The organism is Pleomorphomonas sp. NRK KF1 (assembly GCF_023721755.1).
In the GTDB taxonomy this organism is placed as follows: domain Bacteria; phylum Pseudomonadota; class Alphaproteobacteria; order Rhizobiales; family Pleomorphomonadaceae; genus Pleomorphomonas.
Window position 1 is genome coordinate 141076 of sequence record NZ_JAMDLH010000006.1, and the last position, 20374, is coordinate 161449.

Below are 20374 nucleotides of genomic sequence, written 5' to 3' on the forward strand. Positions count from 1 at the left end.
GCTCACGGCTTTACCCAGGCCCATTGGACCACAGGCAAGGCCGGCCGTAGCGCATGGAAGCCGCCAATGCGGTCGAGGCGAGAGATGGCAATCTGCGTGAGTTCGCCGCCGAGCCGCGCCTGCAGGGCAAAGACGTCGGCTGTCGTTTCCACGGTGACGGCATTGATGACCAGACGTCCGCCTGATTTCAGCCGATCGATACAGGCGTCGACAACGCCCGGATCGCCCGAGCCGCCGCCAATGAAGATCGCGTCGGGATCGGGGAGCGCGTCAACGCCGGAAGGCGCTTTCGCCTCGATCACCCTGAGATCCGGCACACCGAAGCTCAGGGCGTTGCGCGTGATGCGAGCGGCGCGCGTTGCATTCTCCTCGACGGCAAAGGCGCGGAGCGACGGATCTGAGAGCATCCACTCAATGGCGACGGAGCCCGAGCCGGCACCGATGTCCCACAGCGTCTCTCCGCGCGTCGGCCTCAGCGCGGCGACGGTCAACGCCCTGATTTCTCGCTTGGAAATCTGGCCGTCGTGTTCGAACCAATCGTCCGGCAAGCCTGGCGTGAAGGGAATGACGCGGGCGTTCGGACCGCCCTCGACCTCGACGGCAACGAGGTTGAGCGGATCGATATCATCGATGTCAAAGGCATCGGCGAAGGCCGAACGGCGGCGCTCCCTGAGACCGCCCATCGCTTCGAGCACGGTGAGGCGACTCTTGCCGAGGCCGCGCGTCGCCAGCAGAGCGGCGAGTTTTGCAGGCGTCGTACCGTCCCAGGACAGCGCCAAGAGCCGCGCACCGGGCTGGACATGCGGCAAAACACGCTCGAGCGCCCTGCCGTGCAGACTGATGCGGACGACATCCTGCCCCGGCCAGCCGAGCCGGGCGGCGGCCAAGGCAAAGGCGGAGGGCGCCGGCAGGACGATCATTTCGCGAGGGTCGACGGTCTCGGCCAGAAGCGAACCCACGCCATAGAAGAAGGGGTCACCGGACGCGAGCACCGCCACCGGACTTCCGCGCCGGGCCAGGATGGCCGGAAAAGCGTCCTTGAGCGGCGACGGCCAAGCGAGGGAGATCGCCGGATCTGCCTTGATGAGATCGAGATGACGACGGCCACCTACGATGAAACCCGCTTGTGCGATGGCAGAAACTGCCGCAGGAGAGAGACCGTCGAGACCGTCCTCTCCGAGGCCGACGATCGTCAGCCAGGGTGAAAGGGAGGTTTCAGCCATGGGGGACTCCGCAAGACCGATGCGCATTCTCGTCCTGGGTGGGACCACCGAGGCCTCGCGCCTCTCCGAGCGGCTGCAAAAGCGCCAGGATATCTGGGCGCTGCTGTCGCTGGCCGGCCGTACCCATGAACCGGCGGCGCAGGCCCTCAACACCCGCGTTGGCGGCTTTGGCGGCATTGACGGGCTCGCGGCTTTCCTTCGCGACCAGCAGATCGACCTTCTGATCGACGCCACCCATCCCTTCGCCGCCCGCATCTCCGCCAATGCCGTGGCGGCCAGCGTGATGACCGGCGTGCCGCTCATCCGCTATACGCGCGAGCCGTGGAGGCCGGTGCCGGGCGACAACTGGCTGGAAGTTCCCGACCTTGATTCTGCCTGCGCGGCGCTTGGTCCCGAGCCGAAGTGCGTCTTCCTCACCGTCGGCCGGCTCGGCCTTGCCGCCTTCGAGGCCGCGCCGCAGCATCACTATGTCGTCCGCTCCATAGACCCGCCGCACGAACTCAACCTTCCGGACTACCGGCTGCTGCTTGAGCGCGGACCGTTCGACGAGGAATCGCAGGCCCGGCTGATGCAGGCCGAAGGCGTGGAGATCATGGTCACCAAGAATGCCGGCGGCGATGCCACCTACGGCAAGGTCGCGGCCGCCCGCCGCCTGGGCCTGCCGGTGATCATGGTGGCGCCGCCCGAGCCGGTGACCGTCACCACCTACCACGAGCTCGACGCCGTGATGGCGGACATCATGGCGCGGCTTGCTCATGTCGCCCCTCCCCTCGCCTGACGCGGACTGAGAATCCAGGGCGTTCCGCCCGGCCGGTCGATCAACCGGCTTTCGGATGAGCCGATGATGACCATCGTCGCCATGTCGACGATGGACGGGTCGGCCTCGGCGAGCGTCGTCACGACGATCCGCTCGTCCGGTCGACCGACGGCCCGAGCGAAGGCAACCGGCGTCGCACCGGCTTTCAGACCACGCAGAAGCTCGAAAGCGTCGAAGATACGGGTCGGTCGCGCCTTCGAGGCGGGATTATAGAGAGCGATGACGAAGTCGCCTTCAGCGGCCGCCCGAAGCCGCCTTTCGACCAGCGCCCAGGGCTTAAGGTTGTCGGACAGCGAGATGGCGCAGAAGTCGTGACCGAGCGGCGCACCGAGCCGAGCGGCGGCGGCCTGCATGGCGGACACGCCAGGCATCACCGTCATGGGCAGTTCGCGGGCCGTGTCGTCGGCCTCCACCGCTTCGACGACGGCCGCCGCCATGGCGAAGACGCCGGGGTCCCCCCCCGAAACCACCGCGACGACGCGCCCGGCGCGGGCGAGATCGATGGCGAAGCGCGCCCGTTCCAGCTCGACACGATTGTCGCTGCCGTGTCGCGCCTGGCCGGGCCGTTCCGGACAGCGGGCGATATAGGGCTCGTAGCCGACGAGATCGGTCGCCCGTTCGAGCGCGGCGCTCACCTCCGGGGTTCGCCACATCTCGGGGCCAGGTCCGAGACCGACCACCAGAATCTCGCCCGTTCCGTTCATGGCCGCCGCCCCTCGCCGCCGATCAGAATCAGCGAGAAGTAAGGCGAGGCGTCATCGGTCTTTCCGGCAAGCGGCAGCACGATCTCGCCTTCCATCGAGCCGCGCTCGATGTAGATGGCGCGATGGGCGAGGCCAGCCCGGTCGATCGCCCGCCTGACCTTCGGGAAGTTGGAGCCGAGCTTCATGATCACCGCAGCGTCTGCGCCCTGGAGGCGGGCAGCAAGATCGTCTTCGGCGAGCGTGCCGGGCAGCACGGCCAGAACGTCGTCGCCCCAGGTCATCGGCAGGCCGGCCGCCGACGCACAACCGGAGAAGCCGGTGACGCCCGGCGTGATCCGGACCGGGAAGCGGTCCTTGAGGCGTATGTAGAGATGCATGAAGGAGCCGTAGAACAGCGGGTCACCCTCGGCGATCAGCACCACGTCGCGCCCGGCCGCCAAATGCGCCGCCAGCGCCTCGGCCGCCTCGGCATAGAAACCGCCGACCTCCCGCACATAGAGCGGATCGGCAAAGCTCATCTCGGTGGTGAGAGGGTAGTGGAGCGGCAACTCCTCGGTGCCCGGCCGCACATAGGCGTCGACGATGGTGCGAGCGTGGCCGCGCCGGCCCTTCTTGGCGAAATAGGCAAGAACGGGCGCCGAACCGATCAGTCTTGCCGCCCGGACAGTGACCAGTTCGGGATCACCGGGACCGACACCGACACCATGAAGCGTTCCAGGGGTGATCATTCGCGGTCGCTCGCCAGCGCGTTGACGGCAGCGGCGGCCATGGCCGAACCGCCTTTCCGCCCGCGCACCACAATATAGGGCACCCGGCCATCCGATATCAGCGCTTCCTTGGATTCGGCGGCGCCGACGAAGCCGACCGGCATGCCGATCACCACCGCCGGCCTGGGAGCGCCGGCGTCAAGCATCTCGAACAGGTGGAAAAGCGCGGTGGGCGCGTTGCCGATGGCGACGACAGCGCCCTTGAGGCGGTCGCCCCACAGCATCATGGCCGCCGCCGTGCGGGTGTTGCCAATGGTTAGCGCCAGCGTCGGAACGGAGGGGTCGTCGAGCGTGCAGATCACTTCATTGCTGGCCGGCAGGCGGGCGCGGGTGATGCCGTTGGCCACCATGCGGGAATCGCAGATCACCGGTGCGCCGGCTTCCAGCGCTGCCTTCGCCGCGGCCACGGCGCCGGGGCCGAAGGCGAGATCAGAAGCCACCTCCACCATGCCGGCGGCGTGGATGACACGGACGGCCACCTTTTCCTCTTCCGGCGGGAAACGCGCGAGATCCGCCTCTGCCCGGATGATGGCGAAGGAGCGGCGGTAGATTTCCGCACCGTCGCGGATGTAGTCGTGGCTCATTTTTCAAATGTCCCGGAACGGAAAAGCGCCTCGACCGCCTCGGGTGAAAGACCCGCGTGGCGAGGTGGATCGGTTGGCCTGCCGTCTAGCACGAGGTCGAGGCCGCCGTCACGGCCGACCAAGGTGACGGCGTGGGCGGCGGAACTGGCGCAGCCCTTTTCGCAGCCCGAAACGTGCAGCCAGGTGCCATGGGCGTCGGGTTTCAGCGCTGCAAGACGGCGAGCGAGGCCGCGCGTCTCGGTGATCGCCGAACCGCAAGCGGGCGCACCAGGGCAAGCGGCGACGGCAAGGAGCGGATCGTCGGGTTGGGTGATCAAGCCGGCTTTGGCGAGGCGCGGCAGGACACTGACCGAAACGCCGGGCAACAGGACGGCTCGGAAGGGCGTCAGCCGCAGATTGGATGCGGAGAGGTCGGCAAGAAGATGAAGCTGATCGGCCGAGAGCCGACCGAAGGGCAGGCCGACGCCGACGTGGGTCGGGAACGCACCGATCAGCGGGGCAACATCCGAACGGGGGACCAGCATAACGCTTTCCCGTCCGAGGCCGGCGGCGGCAAAAATGGCCTCGGCGCCGACATGACGGACCAACGCTGCCATGCGGCGCGGTGGCGGATCGATGCGTGATGCCAGGTCGAGAAAGGCGTGGGCGAGCCGGAGAGCGCCGGCCACCGCATCTTCGGTTCGAATTAGGATCCCTTGGGAATCGCCCCCGAGCGAAACGGCGACCCCGTCCTGCATGAGCCGCAGGCGTATATCGGCGGACACGCCAGTGAGGCCGAACCGTCCGCCGTCGTCGATCGAGAAGCCAAACTTGCCGGGTAGCAGACGGAGAGATTCGTCGGCAACCAGTGCGGCTTCCATCTGTTTCGCCAGCGCGAAGGCATCGCCCCGGGCCGTCTCGTCGAGATCGGACAGCGGAGAGGCGACCACGTTGCGCACTGCCTCGGCGCCTTCGTCCGCATCAAGAAGGCCGAGCGCTGCGAGTTCAGCCTCGACGGCCGAAAAGTCGCCTTCGCGAACGCCTCGAAGCTGCAAGCCGCCACGCCGACCGAGGTCGAGTTCGCCATTTCCGTGGTGGCGAGCGATGCCGGCAATGGCGCGCGCCGGCTCCGGCGCAAGTCGCCCGCCGCTGATCCGAAGGCGCAGGATCAATCCGTCGCCGCTCCGCATGGGGCGACGCGCGCCGGGACACCAGCCACGGATGAGGGCTTGGTTCATCCGAGGCGGGCCTCCGTTTCGGCGAGACGGGCGGCCACCGAGTTGCGGCGAAGCACCCAGGCGCCCCGATCGATTACTTTCCTCAAGCGTTGGAGCGCGTCGCGAACGGCGGCAGGGTTGGCATCGACCAGGAAGTCGCGCACTCGGTCGTCACCGAAGGTGGCATCGAACAGCCGGTCGAAATGCCGGAAGTCGACCGCGTTCGACAACGCCGCAAAGGCGCAGAGATTGGCGACCGCCTCGCAGATTTCGGCAGCGCCGCGATGACCGTGGCGCATCTGCCCGGCGATCCAGCGCGGATTGGCGGCGCGGCCGTGGATGACGCGGCCGATTTCCTCGCTGAGGCTGCGGGCTTTCGGCGCGTCGCCGGTGGTGTCGACGTGATAGAGCGCCGCCCGGCCGCCGAGTGCTTGCGATGCAGCCGCAAAGCCGCCCTCATGGGCGGGGAAGGCGTCGTTGGACAGAAGGTCCTGACCGTCGAGATCCTGAACATGCACGAAGGCATCGGCGGCGGCCACGCGCGCTGCAAACCCCTCAGCGTCGGCCGCCTCTCCGTCGGTTGCGTAAGCATAACCAGAGGCGGAGAGGTAGGCGTCGGCGAGCGCTCTCCGGTCGGCAGAGAGATCGTCTGGCGCCATTTCGCCGAGGCCGCTGCCGAAAGCGCCAGGCGCCGCGCCATAGACGCGAGATGGCGCTAGCTCGCGCCTTGCGGCGAGCGGATTGGTTTCCGCGTCCTCATCGAGCGCCGCCACCGCCTTCACCGCCTGGTCGAACAGCGCGATTTGCCCGGGAAAGACGTCACGGAACAGGCCCGAAACGCGTAACGTCACATCGACGCGCGGCCGGCCGAGCCGGGCAGGTGACAGCACGGTGAAGCCGGAGACGCGGCCGGAGGCGGCGTCCCAGGCCGGCCGAACGCCCAGAAGCGCCAGGGCCTGCGCAATGTCGTCGCCGCCGGTGCGCATCGACGCCGATGCCCAGACGTCGAGCACGATGGACTTCGGCCAGTCGCCATGGTCTTCGGCATAGCGCGCGACGACCTCTTCGGCCGTGCGGGCCCCGATTTCCATGGCCGTGCGCGTCGGCACGGCGCGCGGATCGATGGCGTAAAGGTTGCGCCCGGTCGGCAACACGTCGAGCCGCCTCGGCCCCGGTGCGCCGGAAGGGCCCGGTGCGATGCGCCGGCCGTCCAGCGCGGCCAGCAGTCCCTCGCGCTCGGTATCGGCGGAAGCCAGGAAAGCGCCAGCAGCGGCGAGATCGCCACCGAGTGCCTCGAGATGAGCGGCAACGCGAGCCTCGTCCGGGGCGCGGCCGAACACATGCAGACCGTCGGCGATGCGCATGTCCTTGACGTCGCAGATCCAGGCGTCGAGGCGCGCCAGCTTGTCGGCCGGATCGAGATCGGCCGAGAGGCCTGCCGCCTCGGCGATGCCCGCAGCTTCCGCCTTGTCGGTCAGTACGGCGGCAAGATGCTTGGCCCGCCTTGGATCCAAGGCTTGGGCATTGGCAAACTCGTCGACCAGCATCTCGATGTCGGCAATGTCGCCATGGACGCCGGCACGGGTGAGCGGCGGGGTCAGGTGCCCGAGGGTGACGGCTGCAATGCGGCGCTTGGCCTGGGCCGCCTCGCCGGGATTGTTGACGATGAACGGATAAATGACTGGCAGACCACCCGTGAGTGCCGCCGGCGCGCAATCGCCCGAAAGGCCGGCCGCCTTGCCCGGCAGCCATTCGAGTGTGCCATGGGTGCCGAGATGGACCATGGCATGGGCATCGAAACCATGCCGGAGCCAGAGATAGAAGGCGGCATAGGCGTGGCGCGGGGGAAGGTTGGGATCATGATGATCGATGGCCCGGCTATCGGATCGGCCGCGATCGGGCTGCACGGCAATGACGAGATTGCCGGCGACGATCGCAGAGAGACGGAAAGCGCCGTTGTCGACCAGCGGGTCGGCTTCCGGCGCGCCCCAGGCCGCCGTCATGGAGGCGCGCAACCCCTGTGGCAGCTTGGCAAACCAGCCGCGATAGGCGGCCAGCGGAATGTCGACGGTCGCCGTTCCACTCTCCAGCGCGACGATCAGGACCTTTTCGCCGGGGAGCGCCTCGATCCGATAGCCGGCGGCCCTGAGATCATCGGCAATGGCGATCAGCGATGCCGGTCCGTCGAGCCCGACGGCGTAGGCGGTTCGGCCGCCCTTGCCGGAATAGTTGGACAGCACCAAGCCGATGCGGCGATCGGCGCACGGCGTTCGCCTGAGCCGCGTCCAGCCATCGACGAGCCTCACGAGGCGGGCGATACCGCCTGCATCCGGCCGGTGACGGATCGGTGTGTACTCTAAGGCCTCTGCACGATCGGTTGGCGCCTTGAAGCTGATCACCGGGCCGTCGAGACGACCGTCGACCTCTGGCAGCACCACGCTCATAGCGAGATCGGTGGCCGACAGGCCGCGCGACGATGTCGCCCAGGCCTCCTGCGACAGGGTGGAAAGGGGCGCCTGGATCACCGGCACGTCGGCATTGTCGAGAATCGTGGAGCCATCATCGCGGCGGGCGGAAAAGGCAGTGCAATTGACGATGGCGTCGGGCTTGAAGGCGGCGATGGCATCGGTGAGCGGGCTAGCAACCTCAGGATCCTTCAGCGACGTGACCCAGACCGGCAACACGGCGAAGCCGGCCGCTGCCAGCGCCTTGGCCATCGCCGCGATCGGCGCGGCATCACCTGCATTGACGAGCGCGCGATAGCCCACCACGAGCACCCGCCGGTCACCATTGCCTTCCGCGTCCGGGAAGGCACCAAAGGCGGGCTGCGGTGCCGGTTCCTCCCAAGTCGTGTCGCATCCCAGGCGGGCCGTGATGAAGGCGAGTGCGGCGGCGACATTGTCGGGACCGCCAAAGGCGAACCAGCGTTCGAGAAGACCAAGGTCTTCAGGCGGCAATGTCGACGCCTCGGCAAGCCGCGGATCGGGCCGATCATCGCCCGGAATCATTGCCAGGTGAATGCCCTTGGAGCGCGCGAGCATGGCGAGTTCGTCGACGCCATAGCGCCAGTAGTCGGCGCCGCCCAAAAGCCGCACCAGCACGAAGCGCGCCTTTGCGGCCACTTTTTCAAGATAGAGATCGACAGAGTAGGGATGACGCAAGGCGGCAAGCGAGGCGAGGCGGAGGCTCGGCGCCCCGGAACCGAGCCGACCATGCACGTCGGCGACGAGGCCGAGATCGCTGTCGGAAAAGGACAGCACCACGATGTCGGCCGGAGTCTGGCCGAGATCGACCGCGGCGACGCTGTCGTCGAGCGAACGGATCTGTTCGGCCAGAATGTGCACGGTCGTCTTCCTCTGATCAGGCGAGAGCGGCGCGGATGGCCGCTTCGTCGATGCCCTTTTCGCCGATCACCACCAGCGCGCTGCGGCGCGGACCGGCGGGCCACGGTCGATCGAACGCGTGGCGGAAACGACCGCCAACGCCCTGCACCAGAAGGCGCATCGGCTTGCCGGCAATCTCCACGAAGCCCTTGATGCGCAGGATGTCGTGCGCTTCGGCCACCGCCTTCAGCCGGGTGATCAGGCTGTCCGGATCGGCGGCGGCGCCGATCTCGACGACGAAGGTCGAGAAATCGTCATGGTCATGATCGCCGAGGCCATCGTGGTGGCTTGGGCGACTGGAAAGGTCGTCCTCGGCGGCAGCGGCAATGCCGAGCAGGATCTCCGGGGCGATTTCGCCCTCCGACGTCGGCACGATGCGGACCGCCTTCGGCAATGAAGCCTCGATATCACCGGAAACGCGAGCCAGCTCGTCGGCGGCGAGAAGATCGGCCTTGTTGAGCACGACCAGATCGGCCGCGAGAAGCTGATCCTCGTAGACCTCTTCAAGCGGATTGTCGTGATCGACCGACGGATCGTCCTGCCGCTGGGCGAGCACGGCCTCGGGATCGTCGGCGAAGCGGCCGGCGGCCACGGCGGCAGCGTCCACCACGGCGATGACGCCATCCACCGTGAGGCGGGCGCGCACGTCGGGCCAGTCGAAGGCCTTGATCAGCGGCTTGGGCAGCGCAAGGCCGGACGTTTCGACGATGATGTGGTCCGGACGGCGATCCCCCTTGGTCAGCGCCTCGATGGCCGGCAGAAAATCGTCGGCGACCGTGCAGCAGAGACAGCCATTGGCGAGCTCGACGATGGCGTCCTCCGGACAATCCGCCACACCGCAGGATTTCAGGATGTCGCCATCGACGCCGACATCGCCGAACTCGTTGACGATCAGCGCGAGGCGGCGGCCGCCGGCGCGCTCAATGACATGGCGGATCAGGGTCGTCTTGCCGGACCCGAGGAAACCGGTGACGATGGTGACAGGGATTTTCGGCTGGGCATTCATCGGCGGGTCTCCGGCTGAGGCGGGATGCGGGCAACGAGGCCCGATTTCAGAAGTGGCGGACGCTCGCGCCAGGGTACGCGGCCATCTTCGCTCGCGGCGTAGCGCTCGGCGGCGTCGATCACCTCATCGGGATCAACGGCATCGGCGGCGATGTAGGTCCACTTGTTGGGGGCGGCGAAGGCGACGGTCACCGGCCGTTTGCAGACAGAAAGGCATTCGACGCCAGAAAGACGGACATCGCCTTGCCCATCGAGCCGGGCGGCAAGGGCGGCATGAAGACGGGCTCCCGCCCGGAGGGTGTCGTCGTCGCCCGCCGCGCGGCAGGCAAGGCAAACGTGCAGCGTGACCGGATGCGCCGTCATGGCCGGCACTCCGGAAACGTCGAAAAGCGGCAGCGGGAAGCTGCCGGGGCAAGCGTCATGATCTCTCGTCCTTTCCCGCCCCACCGGCGGTCCTGACATGCGCGCGCGGCGGCAGGTCTCCTGGCTCGCGGTTCGTCGCCGGATGCGGCCTTCCCGATCTTGAGATCAGTGGCACGCTGAGCATCCGGCTCGCCGCTCACAGTTGCGGGGGCAGCCGCGGCTTTCGGTCTCCCGACTCCGCGTTCCCTCTTTCGCCCTCCTCCGGGAGGAGGGACCGTCGCGCCGGGCCATTTGCGGCTTGTTGCGAGCTAAAGTCAACCAAGCGATGGCAACGCTTATCCTTTACGACCCCTTAAACCGCCTCATTTAGGGTGAATCGGATGCTCCATGGGCCGAAGTGGCCGAGATCCAAGGAGTGGCGGCGGACGATGCGGGGCGACAGACGGGACATTCGACGCGAGCGAGCCGAGCCAAGCTTCGAGGCGCCTGCCCGGGACGGCGACCTTGCCGCCCGCGACGGCGACCGTTTCACGCCACCCCGTCGCCTGCCCAACTCGCGCAGCGGAAAGACGGCGCCAGCCGAACGGATGGAGCCCAGCTTCGATGACGACCGTGACGCCGAGGAGTTGGAAATGACCGAACGGCGGCCACGCCGCCGCAAATCCTCCAAGCGACAGGCGAAGCGGAGTCGGCGCTCGGGCATGGGTCTGATCGGCCGTCTCTTCTACTGGGGCATCGTCCTCGGCATCTGGGGTTTGATCGGCATCGCCGGCGTCATCGGCTACACGGTCGCCACCATGCCGCAGATCGACGACTGGAAGGTGCCGACCCGGCCACCCAACGTGGAAATCGTGGACGCATCCGGTACCATCATCGCCAACCGTGGCGATACCGGCGGCGAGGAAGTGTCACTGTCGGAGATGTCGCCCTTCCTGCCCGAAGCGGTGGTGGCCATCGAGGACCGGCGCTTCTATCACCACTTCGGCGTCGATCCGATCGGCCTCTCGCGTGCGATGGTCACCAATCTCTTTGCCGGCTCGGTGGTGCAAGGCGGCTCGACGCTGACCCAGCAGCTTGCCAAGAACCTGTTCCTGCAACCCGACCGCACGCTGGAGCGGAAGCTTCAGGAGGCGGTGCTCGCGCTGTGGCTGGAGTGGCGCTTCTCCAAGGACCAGATCCTGGAGATGTATCTCAACCGCGTCTATCTCGGCGCTGGCGCCTATGGCGTCGACGCGGCGGCGCGGCGCTATTTCGGCAAATCGGCCCGCCAGGTCAATCTGGCCGAAGCGGCCACCATCGCCGGTCTTCTGAAGGCGCCATCGCGCTACGCTCCGACCAACTCGCCCAAGCTGGCCGCCGAGCGCGCCAAGGTCGTGCTCGGCGCCATGGCCGAGCAAGGCTATGTCAGTCGCGACGAGGCAGCACAGGCCTCAGCCGTCGGCGCTCCGTCAAAACCCAGCAGAAACGGGTCGGCGGCCAACTATGTCGCCGACTGGGTGATGGATCTGCTGCCCGGCTATGTCGCCCGCTATCATACCGACCTCGTCGTGACCACCACCATCGACGCTGGCATGCAGGCCGCGGCGGAGAATGCCATCCGCACGACGCTCGACAAGGAGGGCGTCAAGTACAAGGCGAGCCAGGGCGCCCTGGTAGCCATCGACAATGACGGCGCCGTCAAGGCGCTCGTGGGCGGCAAGGATTACGCGGCCAGCCAGTTCGACCGCGCCATCGAGGCGCGGCGCCAGCCGGGCTCGGCGTTCAAGCCCTTCGTCTATCTCACTGCCGTCGAGCACGGCTTTACGCCGGATTCCATCGTCGTCGACGAACCGGTCTCCATCAATGGTTGGACTCCCAAGAACTACGAGAATGAGTATCTTGGTCCCGTGACGCTGACCACGGCGCTGGCACGATCGCTGAACACCGTGGCGGCGCGCCTCACCGCAACGCTCGGGCCGGACAGCGTGGTCCAGACGGCCCGACGCGTCGGTATCGTGAGCCAGTTGCATGACAACCCGTCGATCGCCCTGGGGACGGGGGAGGTGACGCCGCTCGAGATCACCGCCGCCTACGTGCCCTTCGCCAACGGCGGCTGGGGCATCATTCCCTATCTCGTCGAGGATATCAGGACCAAGGACGGCAAGGTGCTGTTCCATCGCCAGGGCGACGGCACCGGCCGGGTGATCTCGGACGTCGTGGTCGGAACCATGAACCGCATGCTGTCCACGGTCGTCACCAACGGGACCGGTCAGAAGGCCGCGCTCCCGGACCGGCCGGTCGCCGGCAAGACCGGCACAAGCCAGGATTTCCGCGACGCCTGGTTTATCGGCTACACCAATGGCCTCACGACCGGCGTCTGGCTCGGTAACGACGACAACACGCCGACCAGGAAAGCCACCGGCGGCGCGCTCACCGCGCTGCTTTGGAATCGCTTCATGACCGAGGCGACTCGCGGGTTGCCCGCCCGGCCGCTTCCGGGCGTGGAGCTTGTGCCGCCCCCGACCAATGTCGGCGTCAGCTTTGCCGAGACCGACGGCCTGCCGATGCAAGGCCCCCAGCTGCCGGGTAATGCGCCGCCGCCGCTCAACGTGCCTGTGACGTCGGCGAGCCCGGAAGAAAAGGGGCTTTTGCAGCGATTGTTCGGAAACTGAGCCGGGAGTTCAGGGCTGTTGGTGCAGGCCGGCGCCATTCTTCTTCAGCCAATCCTTGGCCGCATCGGCAGCCGGGCAAAGGCCCTCGCAGATCGCCCAAAAGCGGTCGGAGTGGTTCATCTCCCTGAGATGGGCCACTTCATGAGCTGCCACGTAATCGAGCACGAAGGGCGGCGCCATGACGAGCCGCCAGGAAAAGGCGAGCACGCCTCGCGCCGTGCATGATCCCCAGCGAGAGCTCGTATCCTTGAGCCGGATGGCGCTGGGCCGCACGCCGAGCGCGGCAGCGTGGCCGGCCACCGCGGCGGTCAAGTCGGCGCGCGCTTGCTTCTTGAGATAATCGATCAAACGTCGGCGAACATGCGGTGCCTCGCCGGACACCTCAATGGCGGGACCGTCGTCGCTCGCGACAAGGCGAACGCCGCCACGCGACGATCCGGTGGGAATGACGCGATGAACGACGCCCCGGACGGAAACCGCCACCGGCACGTCCGGGACATCCGGGCGCGAAGCGAGCCGTTCGGCGATCCATCCGGCATGGCGAGCGACAAACGCCTTGGCTTCGGCGAGCGAGCCGCGGCGCGGGATGGTCACGATGGCCCCATCGCTCTTCCGATCGAGACGCAACGTATAACGCCGGGCGCGGGCATTTCGCCGCACCGTCACCTCGATCGCGCGATCACCGGCAAGGACGGGAAAGCTCGTCGGCGGCGAGCGCTTCTTTTCGGGAGTTTGCAGGAAGGGCAGACGAATCGGCATGACAACAGTGTAGGAGCAGCGCCAGTCACGACAAAGCCCCCACGCCGATGGGCGCGGGGGCCTGTGTCAGCCTGCCGGTCGTGGAGGGGCCCGGACGAGACTCTGTCAAGCGGTGGGGTTGCGGCTCGCCTTGAAGCGATCGAACTCTTCCTGATCCTTGGCGCGGCGCAGGTTGGCCAGGAACTCGTCGAACTCGTCCCGCATCCGGTCGAGGGCTGCGCGTTCCTCTTCGAGGCGCTTCAGCTCAGCTTCCCGGTAGGCGTCAAAGGCGGTGTTACCGGTCGAGCCGGCACGGTAGTGTTGAAAACCACCACGCTCGAAGCCAGCGCGGCGAGCGGCGCGTTCGAGGTCCGGGCGAAGGTCGTTCCAGCGGGCGCGCATGCGATCCCCCCAAAGTATATAGGCAAGTACTGCCAGGCCGATCGGCCAGAAGATCACGAAACCGACGATCATCGCCGCGATGGATAGCGGATGAAAGCCGGGTCTCATCACGCAGCTTCTCATTTTTCTTCCCTTTCGGAGTGTTCCGAGCAACGATACCGAAGTGGCCCCGGTCAAAGCCACCTTCAAGGGCGGGCGAGGACTTTTTTGGAACAGGGCTTGGAACCATTCTGATCTTGCATCTGCGAGCAGGGCTGCGCTCAAAACGATTCGGCGGCATGTACCGGGTTGATGTTCCGTGCTCGTTTCGGCCCGCAGCGCGCCGTATTGGCGATTCGTCTTGGTCCTCGCCTTTGGTCGGCGCACAGGGTGCGTCAAGCACGTAAAAAACGCAAAAAGTGACCTGCTGACCACCCTCGGCGCGATTTTCAAGCAGCAGAAACGCTAACATCTGTGGTAAGACTAGGGGTGGAGCGGTTCTGAAGTGCGGGCGGTCTGGTGTGCCATTGCCTAGGTGATGGTGCGATGTGCCGGGTAAAAAAGACGAATTCTGCGGTGGAATAGCTCTCTTGAAACGAACTGGCTCGATGCAACTCTCCGCGGGCATCGGTCTGGAGCTATGTTTTGGCGGAGACGAGAAGACAGAATGGGTAAGGGTAAGGATTTCCGCCCGCCGCGGCGGCGTGGCGGATTTGATGACGACATGATGCCGTCGTTCGACATTCGTCCCGAGCGACCGGCGCGCAGTTTCGGCGGCCCTTCGCCGTATGACAGCGCCCCGCCGACCGGCCCGGTGGTCGAGGCGACGGTATCCTGGTTCAACCCGGAGAAGGGTTTCGGCTTTACCGCACTCACCGACGGTTCGGGCGATGCCTTCCTGCACATCGGCCAGTTGCAGGCCATGGGGCGCGACAGCGTTCCGCCGGGCGCAACGCTGAAGGTCCAGGTGGCCCAGGGCGCCAAGGGCAAGCAGGTTGTCAAGGTGCTCGAGGTCGACGAAACGACCGCGACGCCGCAGGCGCCGCGTGGTCCGCGTCCGGGTGGCTTCGGCGATCGCGGTCCGCGTCCGGGTGGTTTCGGCGGCGGCGATCGTGGCGGCTTCGGCGGTGGTGGTTTCGGCGCACCGCGCCCGCCCCGTCGGTCGGTTGACACCTCTTCGGCGACCCCGCTCGACGGTACCGTCAAGTGGTTCAACCCCGAGAAGGGCTTCGGCTTCGTGGCCGGCGAGGATGGTGGCAAGGACGTGTTCGTCCATATCTCCGTCCTGCAGTCGGCCGGCATGGGCCCGCTGACCGATGGTCAGCGCGTCGCCATGAAGATCGTCGAGACCCCGAAGGGGCGCGAGGCGGTCGAGATCAGCCTTCTCGACTGATCCTGACGCAATCAGAGATAACGGGCGGCGGCACTGGTCGTCGCCCGTTGTTTTTTGTCGTTCGGGCTCTTGAGGTAGCCGCAGCTCAGGCCGAGAACATCACTGTCGGCGTTTTCGGTTGTGCCTGCTCACGGCATGCGCACGACGAACAGTTTGCGCGTGGTTTCAACCACTTCCCATATGCCCGAGAATCCCGGTCGCAGGATGAAGCTGTCCCCGGTCCTCAAGACGCGCGGCGTCTCCTTTCCGGTCTCGTGCACGATGGACACTCCAGAAAGGATGGTGCAGAATTCCCACTCGTCATAGACGACGCGCCAGGCGCCCGGTGTCGATTCCCAGACGCCGGCATAGAGTTTCTCGGCGTCGCGCTCCTCGACGAGCCAAGTCCGGCTCCTCGGATTGCCCTTGATGATCCTGTCGGGATCGGGACCACCGTCGTCCGGCTCGACGGCAGTGAGATCGAAGCCGAGGAACAGTGCGTCGTCTTCCATCGCGAACCTCCCTTCTGCCGCCAAACCGCGGAGTTTGCCGGTTTCCGTCAGCCTATTCCGTATATGCGGGTGGCGTTGCGGTGAAACAGTTTCTCGCGCTCCGTTTCGCTGGCGCCTTCGACAAGCCTATGTGTGGCTTCGATCCAGTCGGTCAGAGAGGCCCGCTGCGCGGACCACGGCCAATCGCTTCCCCAGACCACCCGGTCCCAACCAAAAGCTTCGATCGTGGTTTCCACCACGGGTCTCAGGTCGTCCACCGTCCAGTTTTCGCCGACCGTGCCGATGACGCCGGACACCTTCGCCACAATGCCCGGGCGGCGCGCCAGTTCGATCAGACCGGACTTCCAGGCCGTAAAAAGCTCCGGCCGTGACGCCGAGCCACCGCCACAATGGTCGAGCACAAAGGACACGCCGGGGCAGGCATCGACGAGCTCCGCCGCGAGACCGAGCTGGTCGGCGCGAACGCAGATGTCGAATGTCAGCCCGGTATCGGCGAGGCGACCGACATTCTCGCGGAAAACATGCGTTCGCGAGAGATCATCCGGCACGACATGCAGGATACGGCGAAAGCCTCGAATGAACGGATCGGCACGTGCACGATCGACCAGTTCAGCGAAGCCGGATTTCTCGGGCCTCGCGTTGGAGATGGCGGCCCGAATGCGCCGAGCGGGGTCGCCGGCGAGGCTGCGAACGAACTCGGTCTCCCGATCGATGTCCTTTTCGACGACATCGACTTCCATGTGGAGGCAATCGGCGACGCCATGCGGGTGCGCCTCGGCGGCATAGAGCTCATAGGTCCAATCGCGCGCGGCAAGAGCCGGTTCGCTTCCAAGCCAGGGATAGGTGATACTGTCCCGGTAGACGAGATGCAGATGCGTGTCGATCAGGCGCGTCGGAACGCTCATGGAAAAAAGCCTCGGGCAAGTGAGAAACGGCAGCCATTGTCCCGACAGTAAAGGAAAAAAGCGGCCTCAGAAGTCCGACGAAGGTTGCAAGGGGTGCCGTTTGCGGCCTTTCCGTCACCGGGCGCCTGCGGTAGAAGCAAAGACCGCTTATTCTCCGGAAAGATCTTCATGAAGCTCATTCGTCATGGCGCAGTCGGCGCCGAGAAGCCCGGCCTCGTGGATGCGGCAGGCCGCTACCGCGATCTCGCCTCCCACATCGCCGACCTATCCGGAGCCGTATTGTCGAAGGCTTCCTTGGCCGAGCTAGCCGCGGTCGATCCCGAGAGCCTGCCACTGTTGCCGGCGGGCACACGCCTCGGTGCGCCCGTTGCCGGCACGCGCAACTTCATTGCCGTAGGCATGAACTATGCGGATCATGCCGCAGAGACGGGCGGCACCGTGCCGCCTGAACCTCTTCTGTTCAGCAAGGCGCCCAACTGCATCGTCGGCCCGAATGACGACATCCTCATTCCTCCCGGTGCCACCAAGCTCGACTGGGAGGTCGAACTCGCCATCGTGATCGGCGAGACCGCCTGGCAAGTCGAGGAAGCCGATGCCTTCGATCACATTGCCGGCTTCGTGCTTTGCAACGACGTCTCCGAGCGCGCGTTCCAGATGGAAGGCACCGGCCAGTGGCTGAAGGGCAAGAGCGCTCCAACATTCGGCCCGCTCGGTCCGTGGCTGGTAACGCCGGACGAAATCGCCGACGTGCAGGCGCTCGCCATGGAACTCGACCTGAACGGTGCGCCGCGCCAGCGCGGCAATACGGCAACCATGGTGTTCGGCGTCCGAACGCTGGTGTCCTACATCTCTCGCTTCGTCAGGCTCGAGCCGGGCGATGTCATCACCACCGGGACGCCGCCGGGCGTCGGCATGGGCAGGAAGCCGCCGGAGTTCCTGAAGGCGGGCGACGTGCTGCGCCTTTCCGTCGAGGGGCTGGGCGAGCAGCGCCAGAAGGTGGCGACCTATTGAGCCATGCCTGGCTCTTACGCGGCCGTCGCCAGCGACTGCATCAACGACAGACGCGCCGACGAAAGGTGCAGCCGGCACGCGGCCTCGACGGCTTCCGGCCGACGCGTCTTGAGGGCCTCGATATAGTCTAGGTGCTCCAAGATCGCCTTGCCGTTACGCTCGCGGGCGTTCGCCTTGTTCCATTGATAATGGTAATGGAAGACAATGGCGATGATGTCATAGAAGTCGATGATGAAGCGGTTGTCGGAAGCCTGCTGGATGAGGCGATGAAGGCGATCGTCGAGTTCGGAGAACTCGAGATAGCGGCTGTCGATATCGGCCAGTACTTCGACATGGGCGCGACGAAGGGCTTCCAGCTCTGCCCAGGCGGGGTCGTCCGTCGGCAAGGCGGCAAAGGCAGCGGCCGACTTCAGCTCGAACATTTCACGGACGTCGATCAGTTCCTCGGCGAACTGACGCGTGAAGCCTTTCAGCACCCAGTGACTGTTCGGCCGCTTCTCGATCAGCCCGAAGCGGCTGAAGCGGATCAGGAACTCGCGCACGGACGTGGTACCGACGCCTATTTCCCGAGCAAGTTCCAGCTCGTTGATCTGCATGCCGGGCTCGGCGCCGCCCATCAGGATGCGCTTCATGAACGTGCGTTCGATCACGTCCGACAGCGAGCTGGTCTCGTGTTCGGGAAAATAGTCGGTCTTGACCGGCAACCGCTGCACAGACTTCGAGCGCTTGTTCCACTCGATGAGGCCGGCTTCGACCATCTGCGAGAGTATGGAACGCACCGTCGTGCGGGAAACGCCGAGCAGACTGCAGAGTTCCGGTTCGGAGGGCAGGCTTTCGCCCACGACAAGCAGCCGCAGGCACCTGTTGTAGGCATCCTTGAACACGGTATTCTGCTTCGGCATGTTAACCTCGTGTCCGGCGTGCCTCCTCGTTGAAAGGCGTCGCCCAGAGTCCCAATCGATAGGCCGAGTTTGTTGTCAAATCGTTGTCCGACAGGGAGAGGTTCACGACGACCCGGGCAAATGGTCCGAAGCCCGAAGCCTGGGGCCAGATGGCGCTACACCCTCTCCGTCAAACGGGGCAACTTGCGGGCTGCACATTATCGACAAAGAACACAGAACGAAACTGGTCTTTCGCGATAGGTCGGGGAACGCCGGACACGCCGCTCTGGCGTCGGCTGAAGCTCGGACACCCGCGCAGGTGCGTTGGGACGGGGAGAAACCATGACAGCAACTACAGGGGGTTCTACGGCGGCCCGACTTCAAGACACAGTTTCTGTTCGGAATAACAATGACCACAAAGTGGATAGTTAGAATAAAAATTCCGAACTACATATTGGCCAAAAGTCGATATGAGACAGTAACATATTGAAATATATGACATTGGTTGATATTGAAACGATATGAAATGTTCTGACAATTAGAAAATACGAAGGGTGGTCTGGACTACGAAACAAGTTCGTTTCATTTTTGCCTGAAATGAGGTAAGAAGCAGTCGTCCAACTTCGTTTGACGGCGGCATTGGGGAATGCGGGCGGTGTCGACCAAAGGGTCGGTCGCCAAGGGCTTGCGGGCCTTGCGTCGCAGGGGAGTTTCGGCTAGTTGTCATCTGTCGCTGTTTTTTATCGATAAAGTCCGATGGCTGAGGAGCTTGGATCGCGCTTTATTGAGAGCGACGCTGATCTCGGGAGGATCGCATCATGAAAGCTGTTGGCATTACACGTCGCACGCTTGTCGCGCTGGCGGGCGCCGTCGCGCTGTCGGCCGTCGCCCCGGCCGCCGCTCAGGCGGAAGACTACACGATTCCGATCATCGTCAAGGACACCACCTCCTTCTACTGGCAGATCGTTCTGGCCGGCGCTCGCAAGGCCGGCGCGGATCTTGGCGTGAACGTGCCCGAGCTCGGTGCCCAGTCCGAAGCCGACATCAATGGTCAGATTTCGATCATTGAGAATGCCGTTTCGTCGGGCGCCAATGCTCTCGTCATAGCGCCGACCGAGTTCAAGGCCCTTGGCAAGCCGATCGACGAAGCCGCCAAATCGGTACCGATCATCGGCATCGACTCGGCTGCCGACTCGAAGGCCTTCACGTCCTTCCTGACCACCGACAACGTCCAGGGCGGCCGTATCGCCGCCGACGGTCTCGCTGCCGCCATCGGCGCCGCCAATGATGGCAAGGTGGAAGGCGATGTCGCTCTGATCACCAACCTGCCGGGCGCCGGTTCGCTCGAGCAGCGTGCCCAGGGCTTCAAGGAGCAGTTGGCCGCCAAGTACCCCGGGCTCAAGCTGGTAGCCGACAAGGTCGGTGACGGTCAGGCGACCACCGCCCTCAATATCATGACCGACCTCCTCACCGCCAATCCGGACCTCAAGGGCGTGTTCGCCTCGAACCTGATCGCTGCCCAGGGCGCCGGCCAGGCCATCGCGGAGAACAAGCTGGGCGACAAGGTGGCACTGATCGGCTTCGACAATGACGACAAGCTGGTCGGCTTCCTGAAAGATGGCGTGATCGACGCGCTCGTGGTTCAGGACCCCTACCGCATGGGCTACGACGGCATCAAGACGGCGCTCTCCGCCGTCAAGGGTGAGAAGGTCGAGGCCTTCGTGGACACCGGCGCCAACCTGGTAACCACGGCCAACATGAACGAGCCGCGCGCCCAGGAACTGCTGTATCCGAAGGTGAAGTGAGCCCGGCTTCGGCGTTCGACTGGCTCCAAGCGGGCCAGCCGGACGCCGAGGACGTTACGCCGGACCTTTTCGGCGC

Annotated in this window: 18 protein-coding genes and 1 riboswitch; of the genes, 5 read left to right on the top strand and 13 right to left on the bottom strand. The window is 65.5% G+C overall.

Annotation, left to right across the window (positions count from 1 at the left end; genetic code table 11):
* Window positions 1-2: 2 nt before the first annotated feature.
* The gene (gene cbiE, locus M4J39_RS15885; RefSeq protein ID WP_251729387.1) at window positions 3-1223 is read right to left on the bottom strand and encodes a precorrin-6y C5,15-methyltransferase (decarboxylating) subunit CbiE; all 1221 of its coding nucleotides are present in this window, start codon (window positions 1221-1223) and stop codon (window positions 3-5) included.
* Between cbiE and M4J39_RS15890 the strand changes: the two genes are divergently transcribed.
* Complete coding sequence (locus tag M4J39_RS15890; protein WP_251729388.1) at window positions 1222-2001, top strand: cobalt-precorrin-6A reductase; 780 nt, start codon at window positions 1222-1224, stop codon at window positions 1999-2001. The genes cbiE and M4J39_RS15890 overlap by 2 nt on opposite strands.
* Here M4J39_RS15890 and cobJ read toward each other — a convergent pair.
* From cobJ to M4J39_RS15925, 7 genes are read right to left on the bottom strand one after another with little or no spacing between them, the layout of a single operon-like run.
* On the bottom strand, window positions 1977-2744 hold the full coding sequence (gene cobJ, locus M4J39_RS15895) for a precorrin-3B C(17)-methyltransferase (RefSeq protein WP_251729389.1): 768 nt from the start codon (window positions 2742-2744) through the stop codon (window positions 1977-1979). The genes M4J39_RS15890 and cobJ overlap by 25 nt on opposite strands.
* Window positions 2741-3472 (bottom strand): precorrin-2 C(20)-methyltransferase, encoded by a 732-nt coding sequence (locus M4J39_RS15900; protein WP_251729390.1) that lies wholly within the window; start codon window positions 3470-3472, stop codon window positions 2741-2743. Before M4J39_RS15900 ends, cobJ begins: the two co-directional genes overlap by 4 nt.
* Entirely contained in the window at window positions 3469-4095 is a 627-nt protein-coding gene (locus M4J39_RS15905; protein ID WP_251729391.1) for a precorrin-8X methylmutase, read from the bottom strand. Before M4J39_RS15905 ends, M4J39_RS15900 begins: the two co-directional genes overlap by 4 nt.
* The gene (cobG, locus tag M4J39_RS15910) at window positions 4092-5312 is read right to left on the bottom strand and encodes a precorrin-3B synthase (protein WP_251729392.1); all 1221 of its coding nucleotides are present in this window, start codon (window positions 5310-5312) and stop codon (window positions 4092-4094) included. The genes M4J39_RS15905 and cobG overlap by 4 nt, the downstream gene beginning before the upstream one ends.
* The gene (cobN, locus tag M4J39_RS15915; protein WP_251729393.1) at window positions 5309-8635 is read right to left on the bottom strand and encodes a cobaltochelatase subunit CobN; all 3327 of its coding nucleotides are present in this window, start codon (window positions 8633-8635) and stop codon (window positions 5309-5311) included. Before cobN ends, cobG begins: the two co-directional genes overlap by 4 nt.
* Window positions 8636-8651: 16 nt before the next feature.
* Window positions 8652-9680, bottom strand: a complete 1029-nt coding sequence (cobW, locus tag M4J39_RS15920) for a cobalamin biosynthesis protein CobW (protein WP_251729394.1) — start codon at window positions 9678-9680, stop codon at window positions 8652-8654.
* On the bottom strand, window positions 9677-10042 hold the full coding sequence (locus M4J39_RS15925; protein WP_251729395.1) for a DUF1636 domain-containing protein: 366 nt from the start codon (window positions 10040-10042) through the stop codon (window positions 9677-9679). Before M4J39_RS15925 ends, cobW begins: the two co-directional genes overlap by 4 nt.
* 92 nt (window positions 10043-10134) lie before the next feature.
* Window positions 10135-10336, bottom strand: a riboswitch (cobalamin riboswitch).
* Between the two features lie 134 nt (window positions 10337-10470).
* Between M4J39_RS15925 and M4J39_RS15930 the strand changes: the two genes are divergently transcribed.
* A complete protein-coding gene (locus M4J39_RS15930; RefSeq protein ID WP_251729396.1) occupies window positions 10471-12693 on the top strand; it encodes a transglycosylase domain-containing protein in 2223 nt (740 codons plus the stop codon).
* Window positions 12694-12702: 9 nt separating this feature from the next.
* On the opposite strand, the gene M4J39_RS15935 is transcribed toward M4J39_RS15930, so the two are convergent.
* Both M4J39_RS15935 and M4J39_RS15940 read right to left on the bottom strand, forming a co-directional pair.
* Window positions 12703-13452, bottom strand: a complete 750-nt coding sequence (locus M4J39_RS15935; protein WP_251729397.1) for a M48 family metallopeptidase — start codon at window positions 13450-13452, stop codon at window positions 12703-12705.
* A 105-nt stretch (window positions 13453-13557) separates the two neighbouring features.
* On the bottom strand, window positions 13558-13941 hold the full coding sequence (locus M4J39_RS15940) for a DUF2852 domain-containing protein (RefSeq protein ID WP_251729557.1): 384 nt from the start codon (window positions 13939-13941) through the stop codon (window positions 13558-13560).
* Window positions 13942-14479: 538 nt separating this feature from the next.
* On the opposite strand from M4J39_RS15940, the gene M4J39_RS22865 reads away from it, so the two are divergent.
* On the top strand, window positions 14480-15205 hold the full coding sequence (locus tag M4J39_RS22865) for a cold-shock protein (protein ID WP_254004946.1): 726 nt from the start codon (window positions 14480-14482) through the stop codon (window positions 15203-15205).
* Window positions 15206-15333: 128 nt separating this feature from the next.
* Here M4J39_RS22865 and M4J39_RS15955 read toward each other — a convergent pair whose 3' ends face one another.
* The gene (locus M4J39_RS15955) at window positions 15334-15696 is read right to left on the bottom strand and encodes a cupin domain-containing protein (RefSeq protein WP_251729398.1); all 363 of its coding nucleotides are present in this window, start codon (window positions 15694-15696) and stop codon (window positions 15334-15336) included.
* 47 nt (window positions 15697-15743) lie between these two features.
* Window positions 15744-16601, bottom strand: coding sequence for an amidohydrolase (locus tag M4J39_RS15960; RefSeq protein WP_251729399.1), 858 nt, complete (start codon window positions 16599-16601; stop codon window positions 15744-15746).
* A 168-nt stretch (window positions 16602-16769) separates the two neighbouring features.
* On the opposite strand from M4J39_RS15960, the gene M4J39_RS15965 reads away from it, so the two are divergent.
* A complete protein-coding gene (locus tag M4J39_RS15965) occupies window positions 16770-17612 on the top strand; it encodes a fumarylacetoacetate hydrolase family protein (RefSeq protein WP_251729400.1) in 843 nt (280 codons plus the stop codon).
* A gap of 14 nt (window positions 17613-17626) precedes the next feature.
* Here the strand turns inward: M4J39_RS15965 and M4J39_RS15970 are convergent, their stop codons facing one another.
* Window positions 17627-18514, bottom strand: coding sequence for a GntR family transcriptional regulator (locus M4J39_RS15970; protein WP_251729401.1), 888 nt, complete (start codon window positions 18512-18514; stop codon window positions 17627-17629).
* A 797-nt stretch (window positions 18515-19311) separates the two neighbouring features.
* Between M4J39_RS15970 and M4J39_RS15975 the strand changes: the two genes are divergently transcribed.
* Window positions 19312-20298, top strand: coding sequence for an ABC transporter substrate-binding protein (locus M4J39_RS15975; protein WP_251729402.1), 987 nt, complete (start codon window positions 19312-19314; stop codon window positions 20296-20298).
* The last annotated feature ends 76 nt before the right edge of the window (window positions 20299-20374 follow it).